Source organism: Kitasatospora sp. NPDC054939, from assembly GCF_053610105.1.
This window is the reverse complement of sequence record NZ_JBSGXP010000141.1, coordinates 1-22123: the sequence shown is the minus strand read 5'-3', so window position 1 is coordinate 22123 and position 22123 is coordinate 1. Positions and strand designations below refer to the sequence as shown.

Annotated in this window: 25 protein-coding genes and 3 pseudogenes; 13 read left to right on the top strand and 15 right to left on the bottom strand. The window is 73.0% G+C overall.

The genetic code is table 11. The features are described 5' to 3' along the window. Positions 1 to 32 precede the first annotated feature (32 nt). Positions 33 to 770, bottom strand: coding sequence for a VOC family protein (locus ACWGB8_RS30450; RefSeq protein ID WP_452216842.1), 738 nt, complete (start codon positions 768 to 770; stop codon positions 33 to 35). 99 nt (positions 771 to 869) lie between these two features. Here ACWGB8_RS30450 and ACWGB8_RS30445 point away from each other — a divergent pair, with 99 nt between their 5' ends. After that, positions 870 to 1280, top strand: coding sequence for a hypothetical protein (locus ACWGB8_RS30445; protein ID WP_452216841.1), 411 nt, complete (start codon positions 870 to 872; stop codon positions 1278 to 1280). 137 nt (positions 1281 to 1417) lie between these two features. Next, positions 1418 to 2605: a serpin family protein gene (locus ACWGB8_RS30440; RefSeq protein ID WP_452216840.1), complete on the top strand. Its 1188-nt coding sequence runs from the start codon at positions 1418 to 1420 to the stop codon at positions 2603 to 2605. Positions 2606 to 2651: 46 nt separating this feature from the next. On the opposite strand, the gene ACWGB8_RS30435 is transcribed toward ACWGB8_RS30440, so the two are convergent. After that, positions 2652 to 3203, bottom strand: a complete 552-nt coding sequence (locus ACWGB8_RS30435; protein WP_452216839.1) for a YciI family protein — start codon at positions 3201 to 3203, stop codon at positions 2652 to 2654. Positions 3204 to 3470: 267 nt separating this feature from the next. Between ACWGB8_RS30435 and ACWGB8_RS30430 the strand changes: the two genes are divergently transcribed. Beyond that, complete coding sequence (locus ACWGB8_RS30430) at positions 3471 to 4313, top strand: aldolase (protein ID WP_452216838.1); 843 nt, start codon at positions 3471 to 3473, stop codon at positions 4311 to 4313. A 161-nt stretch (positions 4314 to 4474) separates the two neighbouring features. Next, a complete protein-coding gene (gene abc-f / locus ACWGB8_RS30425) occupies positions 4475 to 6097 on the top strand; it encodes a ribosomal protection-like ABC-F family protein (RefSeq protein ID WP_452216837.1) in 1623 nt (540 codons plus the stop codon). A gap of 168 nt (positions 6098 to 6265) precedes the next feature. Here the strand turns inward: abc-f and ACWGB8_RS30420 are convergent, their stop codons facing one another. The 4 genes from ACWGB8_RS30420 to ACWGB8_RS30405 form a co-directional block, all read right to left on the bottom strand. Continuing rightward, positions 6266 to 6817, bottom strand: a complete 552-nt coding sequence (locus tag ACWGB8_RS30420) for a GNAT family N-acetyltransferase (RefSeq protein WP_452216836.1) — start codon at positions 6815 to 6817, stop codon at positions 6266 to 6268. Positions 6818 to 6962: 145 nt separating this feature from the next. Continuing rightward, positions 6963 to 7709 carry an ATP-binding cassette domain-containing protein gene (locus ACWGB8_RS30415; RefSeq protein WP_452216844.1) on the bottom strand — a complete coding sequence of 249 codons (747 nt, stop codon included), beginning with the start codon at positions 7707 to 7709 and terminating at the stop codon, positions 6963 to 6965. Between the two features lie 41 nt (positions 7710 to 7750). Next, positions 7751 to 8839 (bottom strand): hypothetical protein, encoded by a 1089-nt coding sequence (locus tag ACWGB8_RS30410; RefSeq protein ID WP_452216835.1) that lies wholly within the window; start codon positions 8837 to 8839, stop codon positions 7751 to 7753. A gap of 57 nt (positions 8840 to 8896) precedes the next feature. Then, positions 8897 to 9232, bottom strand: a complete 336-nt coding sequence (locus tag ACWGB8_RS30405; RefSeq protein ID WP_452216834.1) for a hypothetical protein — start codon at positions 9230 to 9232, stop codon at positions 8897 to 8899. A 187-nt stretch (positions 9233 to 9419) separates the two neighbouring features. Here ACWGB8_RS30405 and ACWGB8_RS30400 point away from each other — a divergent pair, with 187 nt between their 5' ends. Then, positions 9420 to 9854 (top strand): SgcJ/EcaC family oxidoreductase, encoded by a 435-nt coding sequence (locus tag ACWGB8_RS30400; RefSeq protein ID WP_452216833.1) that lies wholly within the window; start codon positions 9420 to 9422, stop codon positions 9852 to 9854. 150 nt (positions 9855 to 10004) lie between these two features. On the opposite strand, the gene ACWGB8_RS30395 is transcribed toward ACWGB8_RS30400, so the two are convergent. Then, complete coding sequence (locus ACWGB8_RS30395) at positions 10005 to 10463, bottom strand: Lrp/AsnC family transcriptional regulator (RefSeq protein WP_452216832.1); 459 nt, start codon at positions 10461 to 10463, stop codon at positions 10005 to 10007. Between the two features lie 62 nt (positions 10464 to 10525). Here ACWGB8_RS30395 and ACWGB8_RS30390 point away from each other — a divergent pair, with 62 nt between their 5' ends. Together ACWGB8_RS30390 and ACWGB8_RS30385 are read left to right on the top strand one after the other, a co-directional pair. Beyond that, positions 10526 to 11416 carry an AzlC family ABC transporter permease gene (locus ACWGB8_RS30390; protein WP_452216831.1) on the top strand — a complete coding sequence of 297 codons (891 nt, stop codon included), beginning with the start codon at positions 10526 to 10528 and terminating at the stop codon, positions 11414 to 11416. Next, entirely contained in the window at positions 11409 to 11741 is a 333-nt protein-coding gene (locus ACWGB8_RS30385) for a branched-chain amino acid transporter permease (protein WP_452216830.1), read from the top strand. Before ACWGB8_RS30390 ends, ACWGB8_RS30385 begins: the two co-directional genes overlap by 8 nt. A gap of 34 nt (positions 11742 to 11775) precedes the next feature. On the opposite strand, the pseudogene ACWGB8_RS30380 reads toward ACWGB8_RS30385, so the two are convergent. From ACWGB8_RS30380 to ACWGB8_RS30365, 4 genes and pseudogenes are all read right to left on the bottom strand, one after another. Next, positions 11776 to 12186, bottom strand: a pseudogene (locus tag ACWGB8_RS30380) (cupin domain-containing protein); the annotation flags it as partial. 270 nt (positions 12187 to 12456) lie between these two features. Next, positions 12457 to 12819 carry a DUF6183 family protein gene (locus ACWGB8_RS30375; RefSeq protein ID WP_452216829.1) on the bottom strand — a complete coding sequence of 121 codons (363 nt, stop codon included), beginning with the start codon at positions 12817 to 12819 and terminating at the stop codon, positions 12457 to 12459. Then, positions 12791 to 12997: pseudogene (locus tag ACWGB8_RS30370) on the bottom strand (DUF6183 family protein); the annotation flags it as partial. The gene ACWGB8_RS30375 and the pseudogene ACWGB8_RS30370, both read right to left, overlap by 29 nt. A 114-nt stretch (positions 12998 to 13111) precedes the next feature. Next, complete coding sequence (locus ACWGB8_RS30365) at positions 13112 to 13495, bottom strand: VOC family protein (protein WP_452216828.1); 384 nt, start codon at positions 13493 to 13495, stop codon at positions 13112 to 13114. Positions 13496 to 13618: 123 nt separating this feature from the next. Between ACWGB8_RS30365 and ACWGB8_RS30360 the strand changes: the two genes are divergently transcribed. Beyond that, positions 13619 to 13987, top strand: coding sequence for a hypothetical protein (locus ACWGB8_RS30360; protein WP_452216827.1), 369 nt, complete (start codon positions 13619 to 13621; stop codon positions 13985 to 13987). Positions 13988 to 14176: 189 nt separating this feature from the next. Here the strand turns inward: ACWGB8_RS30360 and ACWGB8_RS30355 are convergent, their stop codons facing one another. Continuing rightward, positions 14177 to 14752: a TetR/AcrR family transcriptional regulator gene (locus ACWGB8_RS30355; protein WP_452216826.1), complete on the bottom strand. Its 576-nt coding sequence runs from the start codon at positions 14750 to 14752 to the stop codon at positions 14177 to 14179. 76 nt (positions 14753 to 14828) lie between these two features. Here ACWGB8_RS30355 and ACWGB8_RS30350 point away from each other — a divergent pair, with 76 nt between their 5' ends. Then, positions 14829 to 15155 (top strand): rhodanese-like domain-containing protein, encoded by a 327-nt coding sequence (locus tag ACWGB8_RS30350; RefSeq protein ID WP_452216825.1) that lies wholly within the window; start codon positions 14829 to 14831, stop codon positions 15153 to 15155. Between the two features lie 48 nt (positions 15156 to 15203). After that, entirely contained in the window at positions 15204 to 16175 is a 972-nt protein-coding gene (locus tag ACWGB8_RS30345) for a CPCC family cysteine-rich protein (RefSeq protein WP_452216824.1), read from the top strand. Here the strand turns inward: ACWGB8_RS30345 and ACWGB8_RS30340 are convergent. Next, entirely contained in the window at positions 16151 to 16675 is a 525-nt protein-coding gene (locus ACWGB8_RS30340) for a hypothetical protein (protein WP_452216823.1), read from the bottom strand. The genes ACWGB8_RS30345 and ACWGB8_RS30340 overlap by 25 nt on opposite strands. Before the next feature lie 218 nt (positions 16676 to 16893). Between ACWGB8_RS30340 and ACWGB8_RS30335 the strand changes: the two genes are divergently transcribed. The 3 genes from ACWGB8_RS30335 (at position 16894) to ACWGB8_RS30325 (ending at position 20898) form a co-directional block, all read left to right on the top strand. Beyond that, on the top strand, positions 16894 to 17268 hold the full coding sequence (locus ACWGB8_RS30335; RefSeq protein WP_452216822.1) for a hypothetical protein: 375 nt from the start codon (positions 16894 to 16896) through the stop codon (positions 17266 to 17268). A 434-nt stretch (positions 17269 to 17702) separates the two neighbouring features. Next, a complete protein-coding gene (locus ACWGB8_RS30330; RefSeq protein WP_452216821.1) occupies positions 17703 to 17957 on the top strand; it encodes a hypothetical protein in 255 nt (84 codons plus the stop codon). 367 nt (positions 17958 to 18324) lie between these two features. Further along, positions 18325 to 20898, top strand: coding sequence for a collagenase (locus ACWGB8_RS30325; RefSeq protein WP_452216843.1), 2574 nt, complete (start codon positions 18325 to 18327; stop codon positions 20896 to 20898). Positions 20899 to 21004: 106 nt separating this feature from the next. On the opposite strand, the pseudogene ACWGB8_RS30320 reads toward ACWGB8_RS30325, so the two are convergent. Continuing rightward, positions 21005 to 21256: pseudogene (locus ACWGB8_RS30320) on the bottom strand (aldo/keto reductase); the annotation flags it as partial. A 27-nt stretch (positions 21257 to 21283) separates the two neighbouring features. Then, on the bottom strand, positions 21284 to 22123 hold an 840-nt coding region (locus ACWGB8_RS30315; protein WP_452216820.1), incomplete at its 5' end, for an MFS transporter.

The window sequence follows — 22123 nt, the reverse complement described above, 5'->3', positions numbered from 1 at the left end:
CCCCGGTACCGGGGCGGCGCCGTCGCTGCGGGTCAGCGAGGGGTGAGCAGGCAGAACTCGTTGCCCTCCGGGTCGACCAGAATCTTCCAGTGGATCGCGGACTGGTCGATCCCCGGGTCGCTGGCGCCCAGGGTACGCAGTCGGACCTCCTCCTCGGCCAGGTCGCCACCGCGGTAGGGGGCGAGGTCGAGGTGGACGCGGTTCCACCCGCTCTTGGTGTCGGGCGTGCGCACGAACTCCAGGTAGGGGCCGACGCCCTGGGCGGAGCGCAGGGACGCGTGGTCGTCGGCGACCTCGTGCACCGTCCAGTCCGTCGCTTCGCCCCAGAACCGGGCCATGGCGCGCGGGTCGGTGCAGTCGACCACCACCGCGGCGATCGGCCCGGTGTCCCGGTAGACGGGACGGGGCTCCAGGACGCAGAACTCGTTGCCCTCCGGGTCGGCCATGACCGTCCAGGGGACGTCGCCCTGACCCACGTCGGCGAGCGTCGCGCCGAGGTCCTTCAGACGCGCGACCAGCTCCGCCTGGTGCTCGGCCGAGGTGGTGGCCAGGTCGAGGTGCACCCGGTTCTTCACCGTCTTGGGTTCCGGGCGGGCGATGATGTCGACGCAGACGGCTGCGGGGTCGGGGTAGTGAAAGCCCACGGGTTCGAGGTTGGTGACCCCGGGCCCCTCGCTGTCGATACCCCAGCCGAGTGCCTCCGCCCAGAACCGGCCGAGCGCGGAGTCGTCGATCGCCTTCATGTTGATCTGTACAAGTCTTGTGGACATGCCACAGATCCTAGAACCCGCCGCCGGTCCGTCATGCCCGGGGCGGAGGTCGGACGGTGGGCCCGCAGCGGTGTCGCACCACCGTGTCAGGCCGGCGCCGTGACCGACACCGTGCCGCCCGCGCTCCTCCCGACCGCACTGCCCGTCACCCTGTCCTGGCCCGAGGTGGATCCGCGGGTCCACCCCTTCGACGCGGACTCCGCGCTCGCCGCCGTCCGGGCACTCCGCCCCTCGGCGCTGGTCCCGGAGCGTCCGGCCGGTGGGCCCGCCGACGCGGCGGTCGTCGGGTGGGTGCACGGGGAGGGCGGGTGCTGGGCGGAGGAGCTGAACCGGGCGCTGGTGGACCGGTTCGGGGCCTGGGCCGCCGGGTGGCGCTGGGGCCGGGACGAAGGAGTGCTCGGCGACCTGGTCGGTGCGGTCGTCGACCGTGCCGCTCCCGCTCACCGATCGGCTCTCCGGCCGGCCCGCGGAACCGATATCCGCTGGCCCGCCACCCGTCCGGGCCTCTAGGCTCGTACGACCGCCCGACCGGGCGCGGGGCCGTCCCGGTGACGGCGGTTCGGGCCGTACGAGGCCGTCGTACGAGGCCGTACGAGGTCGAACGAGGCCGTACGAGGGGTGGACGAGGCGTGGTTCCGGCGGCAGCGGTGCGTGGGGTCAACGGTCTGGCCGCCAGGTGGGCCGAGCACATCGGCGGGAGCGGCACGGTCTTCATGCCGGCCGGGGTCTGGCCGCTGCTCGCCTTCCTCGCCTCGGGAGCCGACCCGCGCACCGCCGCGGAGCTGGAGGGCGCCCTCGGCCTGCGCACCGGCGAGGCCGTCCCGCGGGCCCGCGCGCTGCTGGCCGACCTGCAGGCGCAGCCGGGTACCGGTGCCGCGCTCGGCCTGTGGACCCGCGAGGACCTCGCCCTGTCACCCGCCTGGCTGTCCGGGCTGCCGTCGGGGGTGCACCGGACCTTCAGCGGCGACGCCGACACCGACCGCGCGAGGCTCGACAGCTGGGCCGCGAAGATGACCGACGGCCTCGTCGACTCCATGCCGGTGGACATCGAGCCTGCGACGCGCCTGGTCCTCGCCGCCGCCCTGACCGTCCGCACCGACTGGCTGCGGCCCTTCGAACCGCGCCACCACCGGCCCTCGGAGGGCCCCTGGACGGAGCGCAACGTGCGCTTCCTCGCCCGTACCGGCCGCCCGCTGGACCGCCTGGCCGTCGCCGACACCCCTGTCGGCACGGTCACCGAGCTGCGCGTCCTCGGCCGCCACGACATCGACGTCCACCTGCTGCTCGGTGAACCCGCCGCCACCCCCGCGCAGGTGCTCTCCGCGGGCCTCGGGATGCTCGACGGCACCCATCACCGGGAGACCGCCGACCGGCTGCCGGTCGGCAGTCCGGGGCCGGGCGTGGTCATCGGTTGGTACCTCTCCACCACGCCGGAGCCGCCCGAGCTCCATGTGCGCGTCCCGGCGTTCACGGTCGACGCCGACCACGACCTGCTGGAGCGGGCCGAGGTCTTCGGCCTGACCGCGGCCGCGCAGACCACCGATCCGGCGGGACGGTTCCCCGGCATCACGGCCGCCGAGCCGCTGGGCATCGGGACGGGCCGCCAGGTGGCGACCGCGACCTTCGGCCCGAACGGCTTCCATGCGGCATCGGTGACCGCCTTCGGAGCCGTCGGCTGCGGCGTGCCCCCGCGGATCCGCTACCGGTGCCTGGCGGTTTCCGCCGTCTTCGACCGCCCGTTCGGCTTCCTCGCGGTGCACCGCACCTCGCGCCTGGTCCTGGCAGCGGGCTGGGTCACCGACCCGACCGAGGTGCCCGACGGCGAATGGTGGTAGCGGGCCGGCGGCGGCCGACCGGACGGTCGTCGCCGCACCGCCCGGGTCAGGACGGCCGCCCGCCGAACTGCCAGTTGTGCACGTCGACCGCCGCGTACCGGTCGGCCGTCAGCACGGCTGCCGCCGCCTCCCGGTCCACTGCCCGGACCAGGGCCGCGGTGCCCAGCCAGGCGGTACCGTCGTCGGAGGACAGCGGACCGTACGCGATCAGGTCCGCGCGGTCGGACGGTACGGCGAGATCGGCGGGCTCGCCGGACCCCAGCCCGAGGACCAGGTACCGGTTGCCGCCGGTCCGGCCGCCGGGGTACTCCCACATGGTGCGGCCCAGCAGATTGCGCCAGGGCCGGATCAGCACGTCCCGGTACGCGCCCGCCTGGTAGTTGGGCTCGTCGAAGGCGAACGCCCGGGCGGCGGCGGCATCGGGCAGGTCGACGATGTGCACGCTGCCGGTGGGAGTCCGGCCGTCGTCGGCCATCGTCGGGCCGCGGGCGATCAACTCCGCCGCATACCCGTCCATGTAGGCCCAGTGGGCTTCGAGCAGTTCGTCGCGCAGGGGCAGGGAGCCGGGCCGGTCGCGGTGGTGAACGAAGAACTCCATGCCCGCACCCTCGCACCCCGTCGGCCGGTCGGTCGACCGGATCTCGCCTCGGGCCCGTCGGGCCGCCGAGCCGCGGCGGGCCGAAACCGGCCGTCGACGCCGGGACGCGAGGTGTCCTAGGGTGAACGCCGTGTTCCCCGGGGTCGCGCAACGGCCTACCGGCGTGCTAACTCCGCTGCACTGCACGAGCGTTGCCTTCGCCGATCCGCGTACCTGCACCTGCACCCGCACCTGCACCCGCACCCGCACCCGAAAGGGGACCCGGCCGTGGCCGAGACCTTCGACACCGCCAGGACCGACCTGGTCTCCCTCGCCCACCGCCGCATGCAGGCGGCGATCCCCGACAACGCGTGGAGCGTCCGCCAGAAGCTCGCACTCACCTGCCGCATCCTGTTCGACGCCGGCCACGACTCCGGACTGGCGGGCCAGATCACCGCCCGCGCCGAACGGCCCGGTACCTACTGGACCCAGCGGCTCGGCCTCGGCTTCGACGAGATCACCGAGGACAACCTGCTGCTCGTCGACGAGGACCTGGAGGTCCTGGAGGGCGGCGGCATGGCCAACCCGGCCAACCGCTTCCACAGTTGGATCTACCGGGCCCGACCCGACGTCAACTGCATCATCCACACCCACCCGCTGCACGTCTCCGCACTCTCCATGTTGGAGACCCCGCTCGTCGTCTCCCACATGGACATGTGCCCCCTCTACGACGACTGCGCCTTCCTGGCGCAGTGGCCCGGCATCCCGGTCGGCAACGAGGAGGGCGAGATCATCACCGCCGCACTCGGCGACAAGCGCGCCGTCCTGCTCGCCCACCACGGCCAACTCGTCGCCACCGGCACCGTCGAGGAGGCCTGCACCCTCGCCGTCCTCTTCGAACGCGCGGCCCGGCTCCACCTCCTGGCCGCCGCCGCGGGCAAGATCCAGGAGATCCCCGACCTGCTCGCCCGCGAAGCCCACGACTGGACCTCCACCCCCAAGCGCGCCCAGGCATCTTTCGCCTACTACGCCCGCCGCGCCCTGCGCTCCGGCCACACCGACGCCCTCACCGCGCGCCCGTCGGCCGCCGACCTGCCCGCTACCCAGCCGGGCCCCTCCTCCTCCGCCTGAGGCCAGCGCCGGCAGGGAGGGCTGCGCGGCGAGAGGCCCGCTCGATGCAGCACCAAAGAAACGAGACGTCTCGTCTTGCCGAGTGCGCGGCGAAGGGGTATGGTGGTGCAACGAGACGGAACGGTTCGTCTCGTGGAAATGTCGCCGACGAAAGGCCCGACTTGCGCACTGCCCCATCCCGGACCGCGCCCTCCCAGCTCACCCTCTCCGAGGTCACCAAGCGCTACGACGACCGCCTCGTCCTCGACCGGGTCGACCTCACGGTCCGCCCCGGCGAGAAGGTCGCGGTCGTGGGCGACAACGGTTCCGGCAAGTCCACGCTGCTCCGGCTCCTCGCCGGCGCCGAGCAGCCGGACAACGGCACGGTCACCGTCGTCAGCTCCGGCGGCACCGGCTACCTCGCCCAGACCCTCGCACTGCCCGGCACCGCGACCGTCCGTGACGCCGTCGACCTCGCCCTCGCCGACCTCCGCACCCTGGAGCGGCGCCTGCACGACCTCGAAAGCACCCTCCACCAGGCGGACGAGGACACGCTCGCCCACTACGGCACCCTGCTCGCCGAGTACGAGGCCCGCGACGGCCACCACGCCGACCGCCGGGTCGCCACCATGCTCCGCCGACTCGGCGAACGCACCGCACTCGACCCCGACCGGCCGCTCGGCAGCCTCTCCGGCGGGCGCCGCTCCCGGCTCGCCCTCGCCGCGACCCTCGCCGCCGACCCCGAGCTGCTCCTGCTCGACGAACCCACCAACGACCTCGACGACGAGGCCGTCGCCTGGCTGGAGGACCACCTGCGCGCCCACCGCGGCACCGTCGTCGCCGTCACCCACGACCGCGTCTTCCTCGAACGCGTCGCCACCACCGTCCTGGAGGTCGACGACGCCCGACACACCGTCAACCGCCACGGCAACGGCTACGCCGGACTGCTCGCCGCCAAGGCCGCCGCTCGCGCCCGCTGGGCCCACGAGCACGAGCAGTGGCGCGCCGACCTCAGCCGGCACTCCGCCCTCGCCGACACCGGCATCACCCGCCTCTCCGCCATCCCGCGCAAGGCCCCGGCCGCCTTCAGCGGCGCCGGAGCCTTTCGCGCCCGCTCCCGGGCGCACGGCGCCATGAGCCGCATCCGCAACGCCCGCGAACGCCTCCACCGCCTCACCGAGAACCCCGTACCCCCGCCGCCCGTCCCGCTCCACTTCGCCGCGCGGATCACCGGCGCACCCGCCCCGACCGAACTCACCGGCATCCGGATCCCCGGACGCCTCCACCTCGACACCCTCCGCCTCGCCCCCGGCGAACGACTCCTCGTCACCGGACCCAACGGCGCCGGCAAGAGCACCCTGCTGCGCCTGCTCGCCGGCGAACTCACCCCCGAGGCCGGCACCGTGCGCCGACCCGCCCGGGTGGGCCTGCTCCGCCAGTACAACGACCCCGCCCCCGACGGGCGCACCGTCCTGGAGGCGTTCGGCGGCAGCGCCGACCGCCTGCTCGCCCTCGGCCTGTTCCGGCCGACCGACCTCGCGACGCCAGTCGACACGCTCTCCACCGGTCAGCGCCGCAGGCTCGAACTCGCCCGCCTGGTCGACGACCCCGTCGACCTGCTGCTCCTCGACGAACCCACCAACCACCTCGCCCCCGACCTGGTCGAGGAGATGGAGGACGCCCTTGCCGACTACCCGGGCACCCTGGTGCTCGTCACCCACGACCGCCGCCTGCGAACCCGCTTCACCGGCACCCACCTCGAACTCGCCGACGGCACCCCGACCGCCCTCCACCCGGCGGCCTGACCCCACCCACCCCGCTGCGGGGCGCGGCCGACCGACCGTCGCGCCCCCCGCGCACCCCGGGCGCGGCCCCGGCACCGCCAGTCCCACGTCACCCCCGGACCGGAGAGGTGTGGCAGCCGCCGAGCGGCGCCCACGCGGTACCCATGGACGCCGGGGACCGGGGCTGCGTCAGGGGCGGGGCGCGCGTGCCGCCTTTCCGCCGGGGTCGTCCCCGAGGGGCTTTTCGAGGAGCGTGAACGACTTGGGCGCGCCGTTCGGCTGCGGTTTGCCCTCCTTGCGTCCGACGATCCGGTAGCCGGCCCCGAGGTAGTACGCGGTCAGGCGTTCGTTGCCGGCCAGGCAGTCCAGCCGTACCAGCGGGCGGCCGGCCCCGGCCACGCGGTGCTCGGCGGCGCGGAGCAGCCGGCGCCCCGTTCCGGGCGGGGCGGTCCGGTGGTCCACCATCAGCCGGTGCACATAGCCGGCGGTGGGCGGCTGGGGCCCCCAGGCGTCCTCGTCCGTCCACCACAGTTCCCAGGCGCCGATCAGGCGGTCGGCGGCCTCGGCGAGCCAGATCTCGCCGTTCGCGAGGGTCCGGCGGAAGTGGTCCTCGTCCAGTTCGCCGGGCTGCCACTGGTCGGTGACGCCCCGAGCGTGCATCCAACGGGCCGCGTCGTCCCGCAGGAGCACCACGGCGGCGAGGTCGGTGTCGTCGGCGCGTCGGAAGCAGAGCTCGTTCACACCGCGATCCTCGCACGGGCGCCCGCGCCGCCCCCCGCCGACCAGTGGCGCGGACCCCGGACGCCGGAGCCCGGAACCCGAAGCCGGACCCCGACCTCCGCCCGGCCTCGGGCACGCGCCGTGACTGCGGGCGGAGGAGGACGCGCTACGCCGAGTCGGCACCCCGGTCCGGTGCCGGGTCGTCGGCGTGCGCTCGCGGTTCGGGGACGGCGGTGGCGTACTGGCGGGCCTGTAACAGGTAGGAGGCGCGGTAGCCGCCGGCCGGGTCGGCCATCAGCTCGGTGTGGGTGCCCTGTTCGGCGAGTCGGCCCTCGCGCAGGACGTAGATGAGGTCGGCGTCGGCGGTGGCGGCGAGGCGGTGGGTGATCAGGACGACGGTGAGGCCCTGGTCGGCGAGTTCGCGGATCCGTGCGAACGCCGCGATCTCGGCCTTCGCATCGAGTGCGGAGGTCGGCTCGTCGGCGATCACCAGGTGGGTGGGGCGGCCGGCGGGGCCGGTGGTGGTGGCCCGGTGGTGGGCGCGGGCCATGCCGATGCGCTGCCAGTGCCCGCCTGACAGCTGCACACCGCCCTTGAACCCGCGGGCCGCGAGGGTGTCCCAGCCGTTGTCCTGGGCCTCCACGAGCGGGTGCAGGTCGGCGTAGTCGGCGGCCCGCTTCAGCAGTTCGGGGTCGTTGCCGTGCTCGGGCCGACCGATCAGCACATTGGCACGCAGCGTGAACGGCCACTGCTGGAAGCCCTGTTCGAGGACGGCGACGGAGGCGAACAGGTCGTCCCGCGAGGCCGTGGCGACGTCCGTGCCGTCCCAGCGGGCCCGGCCGCTGTCGGGCAGGTAGAGGCCGGTGAGGATCTTGACGAGGGTGGACTTGCCGGAGCCGTTGTCGCCGACCAGGGCGACGACCTTGCCGCGCGGGATCGTCAGGGAGACGTCGGTCAGGGCGGCTGCGGTGCGCCCGGGGTAGGTGAACGAGACGCTTTCGAGGGTGATGACGGCGGGGCGTTCGGGGAGCGGACTGCCGCCGACGGGGATGGCGCGGTGCTCCGCCTCCCGCTGCAGGCGGTCGAGGTCGGACACGAACAGGGCTTCCTCGTAGAGGTTGTTGACGGTGCTGACCAGCGCGGTGATGTCGGCGGTGCCACTGCGGATGCGACCACGGCGGTGCCGGCGACGGCGAGGGCCGTGTGGCCGTCGTGGACGAGCCATCCGAGGACCGCGAAGGTCGCCGCGGCGGCCAGACCCGACAGTGCGGAGGCCAGGAGCGAGGTGGCGGCGGTGGCGCGGGCGAGCCGGTTCTGTTCGAGCTCGGACGCCTCCGCCATGGCGGTGTAGTGCCCGAGGACGAAGGGGCCGAGGGCGTGGACCCGGACCTCGGGCGCCGCCTGCGGCTGGGTGAGCAGTTGGGCGAGGAGAGCGGCGGCCCGGTGGTGCTGGAGCCAGGCCATGACCGAGCCGTAGCGCCGCCGGGCCGAGCGGACCGCGCCCCAGCCCTGGGGCGCGGCGATGAGCACCAGCATGGGCAGCAGGACGGGGTCGAGGGTGAGCAGGACACCGCCGGCGGCCACCAGGCCGAGCAGTGCGGTGAGGACGGCGATGCTCTGGCCGATGAGGCGTCGGACCGCGGCGGTCCCGAACCGGGCGGACTCCACCAGCCTGCTGAACTCGGGATCCTCCAGGGCGGCGAGTTCGACCCGGGCCGCTCTGCGCAGGTAGCCGACGGTCGCGGCGCGCTCGGTCTTGGGCTCCAGTCGTGCGGTGGCCCAGGCGGAGACGGTGCACAGGACGACGGTGACGGCCGACAGAGCCGTCCGGTCGGCCTGCCAGGCCAGCCGCAGCGCGGTCCGGAGCATGCCGGGGATCTGGCGGGCGACGGCGAAGAAACCGATCTTCAGCATGGTCTGCTCGTGGTCGCTGAAGTTGTAGTCGTAGAGCAGCCGGCCGCCGAAGAGGAACCGCTCGCTCTCGGAGACGGATTCGCCGGGTGCGGCGTCGGTCCTTCGGGCGTGTGTCGGGCGCAGCTTCAAACGCGGTCCTCCGTGGGAGCGGGTCATGGCCGGGTCAGGCGGGTGGGCAGCGGCGGGTCAGGTCGCCCAGCCGAGGACGGACAGCGGGTTGCCCCGGGCGATCTCGGAGACGGCACGGACGGTGTAGGGGACGGTGTTGTCGGGCATGCGGTCGAGCGGCCACCAGGCGAGCCGGTGGCACTTGTGGGGCTCCTGGTTGCGGACATGCCCCCGGAGACGGGTGGGGCGGAAGAACAGTTGGAGGCGGCTGTGGCCGTCGTCGGCGTCGAGGTGGTGCAACGTGTGGGCGAGTGCGAGGTCGTCCTCGGCGCTCGGAAGGCTGCTCGATTCCTGCGCACAGTTCGCCCGTTCGGTGGAGCGTGCGCCGGGGAGCCCGGGGGAGCGGGGCTGCATCGGCAGGTCGGCCCCGCGGATCGCCTTCCGTCGGGGAGTTCGAGCCCCGCGGATCGGGCGCGGCGGGTGCGGAGGGGGCCTTCGAGGAGTGGGCTTGACCTCAAGTGGGCTTTACGTTGTCTGATGGTGTCCGCGGCGGTGATCACCGCCGCGGACCGGACGACAGAAGCTCGGGGAGGTGCCGGAAATGGCCGGTGAGGTGCTCGTGGTGGGGGACATTGCGGTGCAGGTGCGCGAGGCCGTGACCGGGGTGGTCGCGGCGCTGGAGAAGGCGTTCAACTCCAAGGACGCGGTGGCGCTGGGGGAGCAGTTCGGCGAGCACGCCTCGTGGACCAACGCGATGGGGCGCCGACTGGACGGCCGCGCGGCGATCACCGAGTTCAGCCGGCCCGCGATGGAAGGGTTCCTGCGCGACTCCTTCGCCCGTTACGACGTCACGAAACTGCTCGCCGTCGCCGAGGACGTGGTGGCGGTGAACGTCGCCCAGACGCCCACCGACGCCGACGGCACGCCCGTCGCGGGCGCCCACGGCGCGGCGCTCTACGTGATCGCCCGCCAGTCCGACGGGTGGAAGATCGTGGCCGGCCAGAACAACGCGGTCGATGCCCCGACCACGGACTGAGTGACGGTCACTCCCAGGACCGGGGCCGCCTCCTGATCCCAGATCGTGCCGGGGAGGCGGCCCCTTCCCGGACGGCTGCGGGGGAGCGGACAGGACCTCGCCGACCTCCCACGAGCGCCGCCACCGGAGGTGGAGGTCCGCGGGCGGCGGTCAGTCCCCGGTCTTGACCTTCTTCATGGTCAGGTGGGACTCCACACGCAGGATGCCGGGCAGTCCGGTGAGCTTGCTCGTGAGGAAGGCGCTGTAGGCGGCGTGGTCGGCGACGGCGACGCGCAGGAAGTAGTCGGGCCGGCCGAACATCCGGCGGAGCTCGACGACCTCCTCGTAGGAGGTCAGGGTCTCCTCCAGGGTCTCGATGGTCTTGAGGTCGTTGGCGAACACCTCGACGTCCACCATCACCTCCAGGCCGCGCCCCATGGCCTCCGGATTGATGACGGCGCGGTAGCCGCTGATGACGCCGGTCTCCTCCAACCGCTTGAGACGGCGCAGGCACGGCGGCGGGGTGAGGCCGACGCGCTTGGCCAGCTCGACGTTGGTCAGCCGACCGTCCTGGCGCAGGTGGAACAAAATTTCCTTGTCGATCGCATCGAGTGCTACTTCATTGCCCATAGTCGCATTCTAGAGGAATTATCGGCAACCAAATGAGGCGCAAATCGGTCTAGAGTTTCAGCGTGTCCGCAATTCCGGTCGCTGCGCGCGATCCCCGTTCTCCTGCCCGTTCGCCCCATCCCGCCCAGGCCCTCACTCCTACGCCCGCCCCATCCGCCAAGCCGTCCCCGGCCCCCGAGCAGAGCCCCGAACCGGCCCTCGACCGGTCGCGCTCCGAGGCCCGGGCAGCGCTCAAGGACTCGGCCTCCGTGGGGCTGGGCCTGGTGCCGCTCGGACTCGCCCTCGGTGTGCTCATCAGCCACGCCGGACTGCCGTGGTGGTTCGCGACCGTGTCCACCGCGGTGATCTACGCGGGGTCGTTCGAGTTCCTCCTCGTCGGCCTCGTCCTCGCGGTCGCGCCGCCGGCGACGGTCGCGCTCACCGCCTTCCTGGTCAACCTCCGGCACGTCTTCTACGCGCTGTCCTTCCCCCTCCACCGCGTGCGGGGGCGGTCGGCCCGGGCCTACAGCACCTTCGCGCTGAACGACGAGTCGTACGCTCTCGCCACCGGCCCGCGGGCCCGCTCCTGGACCGGTCCGCGCATCGTCTGGCTCCAGGTGCTCATGCAGGCGTACTGGGTCGGCGGCGCCACCGTCGGTGCCCTGATCGGCTCCGCCGTGCCCGACTCGGTCGCGGGCCTGGACTTCGCCCTGACCGCCCTGTTCGCCGTCCTGGCGATCGACGCCGTCCGGGAGCGACGCGGCGATCTGCCCACCCCGCTCCTGGCCGTGCTCAGCGCGCTGGCCGCCAGACTGCTGGCCCCCGACCAGATGCTGCCGGTCGCCTTCGCCCTGTTCACCGCCGCCCTCCTGATCCGCCACTTCGCCGCCGGCCGGGGCCCGAACCGTCGGAGCCCGAACCATGGGGGTCCGAATCGCCGAAGCCCCGACCACCGGAGCCCGCACCATGCCTGACGCCCGCTACCTGCTCCTGGCCGTCGCCGTGTCCGCCGCCGTCACCTGGGCCCTGCGCGCCCTGCCGTTCACCGTCCTGGCCCCGCTGCGCGCCAGCGCCGTGGTCCAGTACCTCGGCGCCCGCATGCCCGCGGGGGTCATGGTGATCCTCTTCCTGTACTGCCTGCGCGACCTGCCGCTGTCCCGACCCCAGGTCGCCGCAGCCCCCGTCCTGGCGCTGGCCGTCACCGTGGGGCTGCACCTCGCCCGCCGGAACGCGCTGCTGAGCATCATCGGCGGCACCGCGACCAGCGTGGTCCTGAGCAGCACCCTCTTCGCGCACTGAGGCGGCGCCGTCGTGACCGGCCGAACAGGGCGGGCTACGCGGTGGTGGAGGCGGGCCCCGGGGGCGGGTGGACCGTCATGATCAGATGGCAGGTATCGGTCCCCGCCCCGCGGTAGGTGTGTGCGGCGTCGCCGTCGAGGGCGGCGGTCTGGCCGGCCCCGACCGGGTAGTCGGTGCCGTCGACGACCAGCACCATCCGGCCCGAGGTGACGTTCACGGTCTCGACCACGCCGGCCTGGTGGGGGTGGCTCGGGTGCTCCTCGCCCGGTTCCAGCCGCCGGGCGCTACGCCTGGACCGGGGCGGGCCCCGCGGTGGTGAGCATCAGCCCGGGCCTCGCTGCCGTGCGCGCCCGTCCACAGCGGTTCCACGGTGTCGGCGGCCACCACGCGGACCCGCCCCCTGGGGCCGTCCCTGCAGGAGGTCCGAGACCGGGATGTCGAGCGTGGGTCGAACGTGACCGCTCTGCTGCTCGCCCTCGGCAGCTCACCTGACAGCTCCGCCCTGACGGCGCCGGTCCCGCACCCGCGGACCTGTACGACGTCAGCCCGATGCCCCGGCAGAACAACACCGGTCGGCGGAGCCGTACCGCCCGCCGGCCCGTACCGCCCGTCGGCCCGACCCGACCAGCCCAGTCACGGGACGTCAGGCGGAGTCCGTGGCGGCGAGCACGGCCAGCCTCCGACCGTCCCGTCCGGGTGCGGCCAGAGCGATGTCTCAGGCCACCCGCTCGAACGACATCGTGCCGGCGCCGAAGCCGTACCAGACGCAGTCCCGCACCCGTGCCTCCACCTCACCGGCGGTGGCCCCCTCCACACTTCCGGCCAGCGCCGCCATGGACTGCCAGGCCGCCAGCCGACCGTAGGCGCCGAAGGAACCCGAGTTGTACGCGCCTCCGGTCGATGCCGCGCCGAACAGCACTCGCCACGCCTGGGCCGGCGGGTGGACAGCGACCGACAGCGCGGTCTTCTCTCCTCGCCCCGTGCAGGCACTCCAACCCCAGTGCCAGGAGCGCGTTCGGGACCGACCGGGCGTCCTTGGGTTCGGCGAGCTCGAACAACCGCGCCTCGATACGCCCATGGGACTCGTCGGCCCAGTTCGCCACGGCCCTGGCCATCGCCGTGGCGGTGGCCTCTGTCGTCGTCTCCTCCCCCGACGGGATACGCGCGGCGGCGCTCACCGTCAGTTCGCGGCCCTCCGACGGTCCGTACGGCACGATCTTCGGTATCCGATCACGCACGGCCACGAGCCTACGCATCCGGCGACCCCGGCTCATCGCACGAACGACGGCTCATCTCACGAACGACGGCTCATCTCACGAACGATCCACGACCTGGAGCATGCCCCCTCACGGTACGGTCGGGCCAGGCCGTCACACGGCCCGGACACGGGCGTGCAGGAGGCAGAACTCGTTCCCCTCCGGGTCGGCCAGTACGTGCCAGCTCTCGGAACCGGTCTGGCCGACGTCGGCGGGCCGGGCTCCGAGCGCGAGGAGACGCTCCAACTCGGCGTCCTGGTCGCGGTCGGTGGCGCTGACGTCGATGTGCAGCCGCAGCTTCCCGGTCCGCGGATCGCTGCTGGGGCTGATGACGAGCGTCGGCTGCGGTCCGCCGAAGCCCGCGCCGGGCGGCCCGAGTTCGATGCTCCCGTCGTCCTCCCGGCCGAGTTCCACGTAGCCGAGGACCTCGCCCCAGAAGGCGGCGAGCCGCTCGGCGTCCGCGGCGTCGATGACCAGCTCGGTGATGCGGCATGCCATGGTTCGTCAGTGTAGGAGGCGGACGGCCGAGTCGTCGTGAACGCATCGCCCCGGTGCACGGGATCCACGGCGGCGTCCCGGCCCTGCCCGGGGGAGACCGGGACGGGTGCGATGATGTCCGGCATGACCGACTCGGACGCCGTGGGCGAGGGCGTGATCCTGGACGACCTGCTGCGCGAGGTCGCCGACGACGCAGCGGGCGCGCTGTGGCGGCTGACCGGTGACGACCGCCAACTCGACGCCAACGTGGTCCGGCTGCGCCCGCACGCCACCGTCCCCGACCACGTCGAACCCGACCTCGACGTCCTGGTCCTCGGCCTCGCCGGCGACGCCACCCTGCGCTGCGCCGGCACCGCCCACGACCTGCGGGCCGGAGTGCTCCGCCTGCTCCCGCGCGGCGCGGCCCGCGGCGTCTCCGCCGGGCCGGACGGCGCCGTCTACCTGACGGCCCACCGCCGCCGCCCGGGCCTGGCCATCCGCCCCCGGGCCTGAGGGCGCGCCCCGGGTTCGGCCACACCGCCGCCGAACCCGGCTGCGCCGACCGGACCGCGCACGGGTCGGCCGGCAAGCTCTTTGTCGCGTAGTCGGACAAGCGGAGACCGGCCCGGCCGAGGCCACAGAGATTCACGTTCCCGGCGGTCGGACCACCAGAAGTGCCGCCCGCGGCCCGGTTCAGGATCGTCACATCGCCGACCGGGCGAGGTGGAGCAGGCCGGTGCGCATCCGCTGTTCGCCGAGCTCCGGCAGGAGTGCGGCGACGTGATCGGCTGCCAGGGCGGCGAGCAGGGCGTGGGCGGCGTGGTCGGGGTCCGGTGCGGTGGTGAGCAGGATCGCCACATGGCGATGCCAGAACCGGTAGGCCCCGATCCTGTACCGGGCTCCGGGCGTGGCGGTCTCGGACATCCGGACCAGCGCCAGATGCTCCAGCAGGTAGTCCAGGTAGGCATTCAGGAATGCGGGCAGGCGCTCGTCGGCCGGAGCCCCGGGGCCGAGTGGGGGCGGCCCGGACAGGACCGCTTCCTGCAGCACGCGCTCGCGGGCGTCCAGGAGGGCGGCAGCCAGCCCCGACTTGTCACCGAACCGGCGGAACAGGGTGCCCTTGCCGACGCCGGCGGCTGCGGCCACCTGATCCATGGACACCGCCTCGACGCCCTGCTCGGCGAACAGCCTGGCGGCCGCCTCCAGCACCGCGGCCCGGTTGCGGGCCGCGTCCGCGCGCTCCTTGGGCGGCGGCGTCCGCAGCAGTTCCAGGGGCATTGCCGAACCGGACCGCAGTCCGTTACTGTCGTGAGCCATAAGAGGACTGTAGTCCGATTCCCTTGGAGGCAGTGGCATGACCGCACTCATCACCCGCGACGAACTGGCAGCAGCGATCGAGACCGGCGCCGTGACCGTCGTCGACACGCTCGGCGGCGCGTACTACGCCCAGCAGCACCTGCCCGGCGCCCTGGCGCTGGTCCTGGCCGACGTCGACGTCCAGGCGTCCACCGTGCTCCCCGACCGCGACGCCGCGATCGTCACCTACTGCTCCAACCCGGCATGCCCCAACAGCGGACAGGTCGCCGACCGACTCACCGGCCTCGGCTACACCAACGTCCGCAAGTACCGCGAGGGCATCCAGGACTGGGTCGAAGCCGGCCTCCCCACCGAAACCGCCTGACCTCCACCCAGGGCGAAGACTCCGCGCGGAGTCTTCGCCCTTCCGCACGTGCTCGCACGCCCATGCGCACCCCGCACGCGACGGACCGCCCGACCGTCAGGCCGACACCGACCGGGGCCGGCTGCAACGGGTACGGGAGGCGGCCGCCGATCGGCTGCCCGCGTGCTGCCGGACCGGCCTGTGCGACGACGAGCCGACCGTCCCCGTCCGCTGACGCGAGCATCGGGGTTCCGGCCGTCCACCTGCACCGAAACCCGTTCGCGGGAGGAGGGGGCGGCAGGCGAGACTGTCCCGGTGGATACCCGACGCCCCTGTCCCTGTTGTGGTCACCTCGTCCTCGATGCGGCGGACGGGTGGCCCGGGTCGTACAGCATCTGCCCGATCTGCGCCTGGGAGGACGACCCGGTGCCGTTCCGGTGGCCGTTCATGCCGCGCGGCGCCGACCGGCTCTCGCTCGTCGAGGCGCAGCAGAACTACCGGGCGTACGGCGCCTGCGACCAGCGCGGGCGCCGGTTCGTCCGGCCGCCGCTGGAGGACGAGCCCGTCGACCCCGAGTGGCGTCCGATCGACCCGGCCGACGTCTTCGCGTTCGAGGAGTGGAGGAGCGAGACCCCTCGGCCGTGGCCCGACGACCGCTCGGTCCTGTGCTGGTGGCTCCCGACCTTCTGGGGCGCCCCGGAGGACCCGGAGCCCGACCCGGACCGCCGGGTGGAGATCGATCTCGGTTCCGTCCTGAGCGAGCGCGAGCTGCACGAGGTCCTGAAGCGGGACCTGGGATTTCCGTGGTTCTACGGCATGAACTGGAACGCGTTCTGGGATGCGGTCACCGGCCTGGTCGTGATGCCCCGTGAGCTGTGCTTCGTCCACTGGAGCACGTTCGAGGCCCGGGTGCCGGATGCTGCGGCTGCGCTCCGCCACCAGTTGACCAAGTACGGGGAGTCCGCCGCGGGGTTCAGCGTCACCTACGCGGCGTTCGAGGCCTCGGCCCGCGGCGATCAGCGCGCGACGAGGGAATCGTAGGGGCTGTCCTCCGGGGTGAAGACCAGGACGACGTCCTTGCCCGGTCCGGTGGCGACCTCGCGCAGGCGGGCCAGCACCTCGGCCTCGGGGGGAAGGTCGAGGCCGAGCGCGGCCGCCGTGCGCTCCCGCTGCTCCGGCAGGTCGGGCATGTCCGCCAGGTACTCGGCGGCCAGGTCGGCGGGGTCCCACCGGCTGCTCCCCAGGCAGTCGCGCCACCACGGCGAGACCAGCAGGAGCCGCAGGAGTTCCGGGAGCCCGATCGCGACCAGGGCCGCGCGGCCCTCGGAGTCCGCGTAGAGGACCGGGCGCTCCTCGCCGCCCTCCCCGCAGAAGAAGAACGTGCCACCGGCGCCGTCGCCCGCGAAGCCCTCCAGGGCCGCGCCCGAGGACAGGTGGACCTCCTCGACGTGGTCGGCCCGGTCCAGTTCGAAGTCGCCCGGCCACGCGAGGAATCGGGAGACCGCGTCGTCCTCGCGGATGGCGGTGATCAGTGAGCGCATGCAGCGAACGCTAGCGGGCGGTTGCGACACCGGTGCCGCGCCCCACACTGCGGACGATCCCGGCTGCGGGCCGGGCCGGCAGCCGCACGGGGACTCTTCCGGACGGAGTGCGGCGAGGTGTCGACTTCACGGTCCGCAGGACGCGTGCGGGTAGGGTGCTGGCGACGTTCGCGGAATGCGGAAGGGACGGGCGGATGGCGGGGCAGGCGGGGCAGGCGGTGAGGGCGAGCGAGGTGCTGGACGAGCGGGAGGTTCACCTGCTCGGGCGTGCGCTCGGCGAATGGGGCGGGCCGGCCCGTTGCAGCGATCAGCTGGCGGTGGGCATGGGGTTCGCCGACGCCCGCGACCTGCTGCACCAGTGCCGGAGACTGCGGGACGCGCTCGACGAGGACAGCCCGCTCCCGGCAGGTGACTGGGCACGGGCGCTCCTGGCAGCAGAGATCGTCTTCGTCAGTGACCTGGCCGGTTCGGGCGTCGAATGGTTCACCACCACGGGCTTCACGGACGAGGCGACGATCGGGATGCTGCGCTCGATCCAACGGAAGCTGGCGAGGACCGTCAGCCCCTACTACGGCAGGACCCCGAGCGCGTAGCGTGGTCCGTTCCCCATGATGTCGTACGGCAGGGCGGCGGAGGTCTCCGCGTACGCCGCGGCGCTCGCCCGCGCGCACGGGCTCGTCTGCTTCGATCCGCAGGGAGAGTGCCTCCGGGACTGAGGGCATGGGGTGCCTCAGGCCGTGCGGGCGATATCGGGAGGCGGGCGCGTGCGGTGGTGTGCCAGAGTCGGGGCCGTGACCTTGATGGACGTCCTCGTGGACTTCGCCCGGACCGGCCGGATCGGGCCGCTGCACTGCGGCATGCCCTGGGCGAGGCGGAGGAGCTTCTCGGGTCGGGGCGTCCGCATCCGGCCATCCGGATGAAGGGGCCGGACATCGACGGCTACCCGTATTCCTGGGGCGGGCTCAGACTGTACGTCACTCGGCGGGCGGTCAGCGGGATCGGGATCGACCTGTGGCCGGGAGCGAGCGTGTCACTGCCTCCGCTGGTGCTGCCCGGGTCGGAGTCGTTCGAGGGCACGGTGCTCCGTGAGGACCTGCTCGCGGCCCTGGACGCCGTGGGCTGTGAGCACGTGGTCAACGACATCCTTACGTTCGACGAGCAGTCGAGCATCCTCACCCGGCCCGCCGGGGTCTGCGCGGTCTTCGGCCTTCCGGGCAGGGACAATGACGTGCCCCATCGGGACCGCCACTACTTGGACGTGCTGCACCGGTACGTGGCCTGAGGCGTCACCGTCGCACGGGCGTACGGCGCGTCAGCAGGGCCGAACTTCCCTGCGGGTGCGAGGTGGTGGGTGCGGCGGGACGTGCTCGACCTTTGCGCGGGACCACTGCCGACCCCCCGCCGACCGGGCTGCTGTGTGGCGTCTGTGGCGGGTGTGTCGAGTCTGTGAGGCGGCTTCCATCCGCGATGTGATGTGTGCAATGGTACATGCCACATTCCCCACCGCCCCTGCGGTGCGCCGTTCCTGACGGTGTGCCCGTCGGCGGTCCTCACCCTTGCCCGGCCGTACCCCCAACGCGGCCGACCATGGCTCGGAGGCCCCCCACGTGAGTACCTTCCGCATACCCGAAATACGGTCATCAGCAAGGCTGTTGACCCTAGCGCTGGCGTTCTGCCTGGCGCTCGGCCTGTTCGCCCCCAGCGGCCAGGCGGCTCCCGCTCCCGCCGCGCCGGCCGCCGGCGACAGCGGGCGCACCCTCGCGCCCCTGCCCGCCGCCGGCACCTCGCCGTACACCGGGGAGGCCGACCACGGCACACCGGTACCGGCCAAGGAGCGCGCGCCGTTCACCGCGCCGCTCGACGCGGTCGCCTCGGCCAAGTCCCTCGGCCTGCGCACCACCGCCGACGGCAGTGCCGCTGCCGGCCGGCCCACCCAAGCCGCCAAGTCGCAGGGTTCCTCGGCGCCTTCGTCCACTGCGGCCGCATCCGCCACTGCCGCCACCGCCTGCAGCGCAGCCGACTTCACCTCCCGCACCGGCAGCGCCCTGGTCCAGCAGATCAAGGCGTCCGACGCCGACTGCATCAACAGGCTGTTCAACCTGACCGGCAACGACGCCTATTGGGCGTTCCGCGAGGCCCAGATGGTGAGCGTCGCCGACGCGCTGCGTTCCACCGCCTCCGCCTACCCGGGCGACAACCGGGGCTCGATCGCGCAGTTGGTGCTCTACCTGCGCGCCGGCTACTTCGTGCAGTGGTACAACTCCGCCGCGGTCGGCAGCTACGGCAGCACGCTCAAGAACGCGACCCGGGGCGCCCTGGACGCGTTCTTCAACAGCCCGCGCTCCCGGGACGTGACCGCCGTCAACGCCGGAATCCTGGGCGAGGCGGTCGTCCTGATCGACAGCGCGCTGGAGAACGGCCGCTACCTGCCGGTGGTCAAGCGCATCCTGACGGACTACAACGCCGCGACCCACAACGGCGTCCCGGGCATGGCGGGTGCGGTCAACAGCGTGTTCACCGTACTGTTCCGCGGCCACCAGAACGGCTTCCTGCCGGCCGTCGAGGCGGACCCGAGCGTGCTCGACACCCTGTACGGCTTCGCCGCCTCCAACGGCTCCCTGCTCGGCACCGACTTCGGCTACCTGACCTACAACGCCACCCGTGAGCTGGGCCGGTTCGTGCAGTACAGCTCGCTGCGGCCGAAGGTCCGCCCGCTGCTGAAGGGCCTCGCCCAGCAGAGTTCGCCGAGCGGCCGCACCGCCTACCAGTGGGCCGCCGTCGCCGAGATGACCGGTGAGTACGACGAGGGCAACGCCGGCTACTATGGCACGACGGACGCCGTCTCCCGGCTGCGCAGTGGCATCCTGACGACCTCCTCCTCGTGCTCGTCGAGCATCCGGATCATCGGCCAGCAGGTGACCGCCGACAACGCGGACGCGGCCTGCCGCAGCCTGAACGCGCAGGACGCCTACTTCCACGCAGTGGCGAAGGACCGCGGACCGGTGGCCGGCGACCTGAACGGCAGCATCGAGGTCGTCGTCTTCGACAGCCCCTTCGACTACCAGGTGTTCGCCGCCGCGATCTACGGGATCAACACCGACAACGGCGGCATGTACCTGGAGGGCAACCCGTCCGCCGCCGGGAACCAGCCGCGCTTCCTCGCCTACGAGGCGGCCTGGGCGAAGCCGGCGTTCGAGGTGTGGAACCTCAACCACGAGTACACGCACTACCTCGACGGCCGCTTCGACATGCACGGCGACTTCGACGCCAACGTCACCACCCCGACCATCTGGTGGATCGAGGGCTTCGCCGAGTACGTGTCGTACTCCTACCGCAAGCTCTCCTACGACGCGGCGATCACGGCGGCCGGGCAGCACACCTACAAGCTGAGCACGCTGTTCGACACCACGTACGAGAACACCAACAGCGAGCGCACCTACCGCTGGGGCTACCTGGCCGTGCGCTACATGCTGGAGAAGCACCGTGCGGACGTGGACGCGGTGCTCGCCAAGTACCGTACGGGCGACTGGAACGGGGCCCGCACGCTGCTGAAGAGCACCATCGGCACCCGCTACGACGCCGACTTCGACGCCTGGCTGACCGCCTGCGCCGCCGGTGCGTGCGGCACCACGCAGCCGCCGGCCAACCAGGCCCCCACCGCGGCCTTCACGGCGGCGGTCAACGGGACGTACGTGGCCCTGGCCGACCTGTCCACCGACGCCGACGGCAGCATCGCCTCCCGGGCCTGGAACTTCGGCGACGGGACCACCTCCACCGCCGCCAACCCCGGCAAGTACTACGCGGCCCCCGGCACCTACACGGTGAGCCTGACCGTCACCGACGACAAGGGCGCCACGGCGACCACCAGCCGCAGCGTGGTGATCACCGCCTCGCCCGAGTGCGCCGGCTCCGACACCCGGGTGCTGGCCCGGAACTGCCAGCGCAGCAACCTCGCCGCCGCCACCGGCAACTACGTGCACTTCTACCTGAACGTGCCGGCCGGTACGCCGAGCATCACGGTCAGCAGCAGCGGTGGCACGGGCAATGCCAACCTGTACTACGACTACGGCAGTTGGGCCTACACCAACAGCTACGTCACCCGGTCGGCGAAGGCCGGCAACGGTGAGAGCCTGACGATCACCAACCCGCCGAGCGGCTACGTGTACTTCAGCCTCCACGCCGAGCAGGCCTTCAGCGGGGTGACGGTCACCTCGCGGTACTGAGCCCGGAGCCGGAGCGGCTCGGCACCGATCGGCACCCGATCGACGGCGGCCCCGTCCGGGGCGCGGTACTCCCGCGTCCCGGACGGGGCCCTCGGCGTGCCCGCGCGGAGCGCTCGGTGGCGTCCGCGGTCCACGCGTAGAGGATCCGGTCGGGGTTGCCGTGCGCGAACAGCCCGCCCTTCTCGCCGAGTTGGTGGGCGGCGCGTTCGTGCTCGTCGAGGACGACCCGGCCGAGCTTGGTGGACAGGACGTAGGAGTCGCGGGGCCTGTCGGCAAGGACCTCGCCGAGTCGGGTCTCGGCCAGCCCCGCTCCGTACAGGGGTGCGGTGTCGAGGAAGCGGATGCCGGATTCCCAGGCGGGCGGCCTCGACGGTGGCGCGGGCGTTCAGACGTGGGCGGGCGCCGGGGCGGCGGCCGTCGGCCCGGCGGCGGGAGCGCGCCGCTCCAGGGCGGCCGACCAGAGTGCGAGGACGAGGGCGGCGGCGGCCAGGAGGGCGCCGACCCAGTTCGGGGCGGTCCAGCCGAGGCCGGCTGCGATGACCAGGCCGCCGAGCCAGGCCGCCAGGGCGTTGCCGAGGTTGAACGCGCCGATGTTGACGGCCGAGGCGAGGGTGGGGGCGCCGTGCGCCTGGTCGAGCACCCGCTTCTGCAGCGGCGGGACGGTGGCGAAGCCGAGCGCCCCGACGAGCAGGATGGTCACGGCGGCCAGCACCTTGCTGTGCGCGGTCACGGTGAACAGCGCCAGGACGACCGCCAGGCCGCCGAGGCTCGCGAACAGCATCGGCATCAGCCGACGGTCGGCGAAGCGGCCGCCGAGCAGGTTGCCGAGGAACATGCCGATGCCGAACAGCACCAGCAGCCAGGTGACGGCGCCGTCGGAGTACCCGGCGACGTGGGTCATCATCGGGGCGATGTAGGTGATCGCGGCGAAGACGCCGCCGAAGCCGAGCACGGTCATCGCCATCGCGAGCAGCACCTGCGGGTTGCGGAAGGCGGTCAGCTCGCGGCGCAGGTGGGCGCCCTCGGGCCGGGGCGTGGCCGGGACCAGCCGGGCGATGCCCAGCAGGCCGACGACGCCGAGCGCGGCGACGATCCCGAAGGTGGCGCGCCAGCCGACGACCTGGCCGACGAAGGTGCCGGCCGGGACGCCGACGACGTTGGCGACGGTCAGTCCGGTGAACATGGTGGCGATGGCGCCGGCCTTCTTCTCGGGGGCCACGAGTTC

Coding starts and splice junctions, on each gene's coding strand:
- ACWGB8_RS30405 (WP_452216834.1), bottom strand. CDS start 9,232: ATGCAGCCCCGCTCCCCCGGGCTCCCCGGCGCACGCTCCACCGAACGG.
- ACWGB8_RS30340 (WP_452216823.1), bottom strand. CDS start 16,675: ATGCGCTCACTGATCACCGCCATCCGCGAGGACGACGCGGTCTCCCGA.
- ACWGB8_RS30395 (WP_452216832.1), bottom strand. CDS start 10,463: ATGGGCAATGAAGTAGCACTCGATGCGATCGACAAGGAAATTTTGTTC.
- ACWGB8_RS30360 (WP_452216827.1), top strand. CDS start 13,619: ATGACCGACTCGGACGCCGTGGGCGAGGGCGTGATCCTGGACGACCTG.
- ACWGB8_RS30375 (WP_452216829.1), bottom strand. CDS start 12,819: ATGGGCGTATCGAGGCGCGGTTGTTCGAGCTCGCCGAACCCAAGGACG.
- ACWGB8_RS30355 (WP_452216826.1), bottom strand. CDS start 14,752: ATGCCCCTGGAACTGCTGCGGACGCCGCCGCCCAAGGAGCGCGCGGAC.
- ACWGB8_RS30435 (WP_452216839.1), bottom strand. CDS start 3,203: ATGGAGTTCTTCGTTCACCACCGCGACCGGCCCGGCTCCCTGCCCCTG.
- ACWGB8_RS30450 (WP_452216842.1), bottom strand. CDS start 770: ATGTCCACAAGACTTGTACAGATCAACATGAAGGCGATCGACGACTCC.
- ACWGB8_RS30350 (WP_452216825.1), top strand. CDS start 14,829: ATGACCGCACTCATCACCCGCGACGAACTGGCAGCAGCGATCGAGACC.
- ACWGB8_RS30365 (WP_452216828.1), bottom strand. CDS start 13,495: ATGGCATGCCGCATCACCGAGCTGGTCATCGACGCCGCGGACGCCGAG.
- ACWGB8_RS30385 (WP_452216830.1), top strand. CDS start 11,409: ATGCCTGACGCCCGCTACCTGCTCCTGGCCGTCGCCGTGTCCGCCGCC.
- ACWGB8_RS30400 (WP_452216833.1), top strand. CDS start 9,420: ATGGCCGGTGAGGTGCTCGTGGTGGGGGACATTGCGGTGCAGGTGCGC.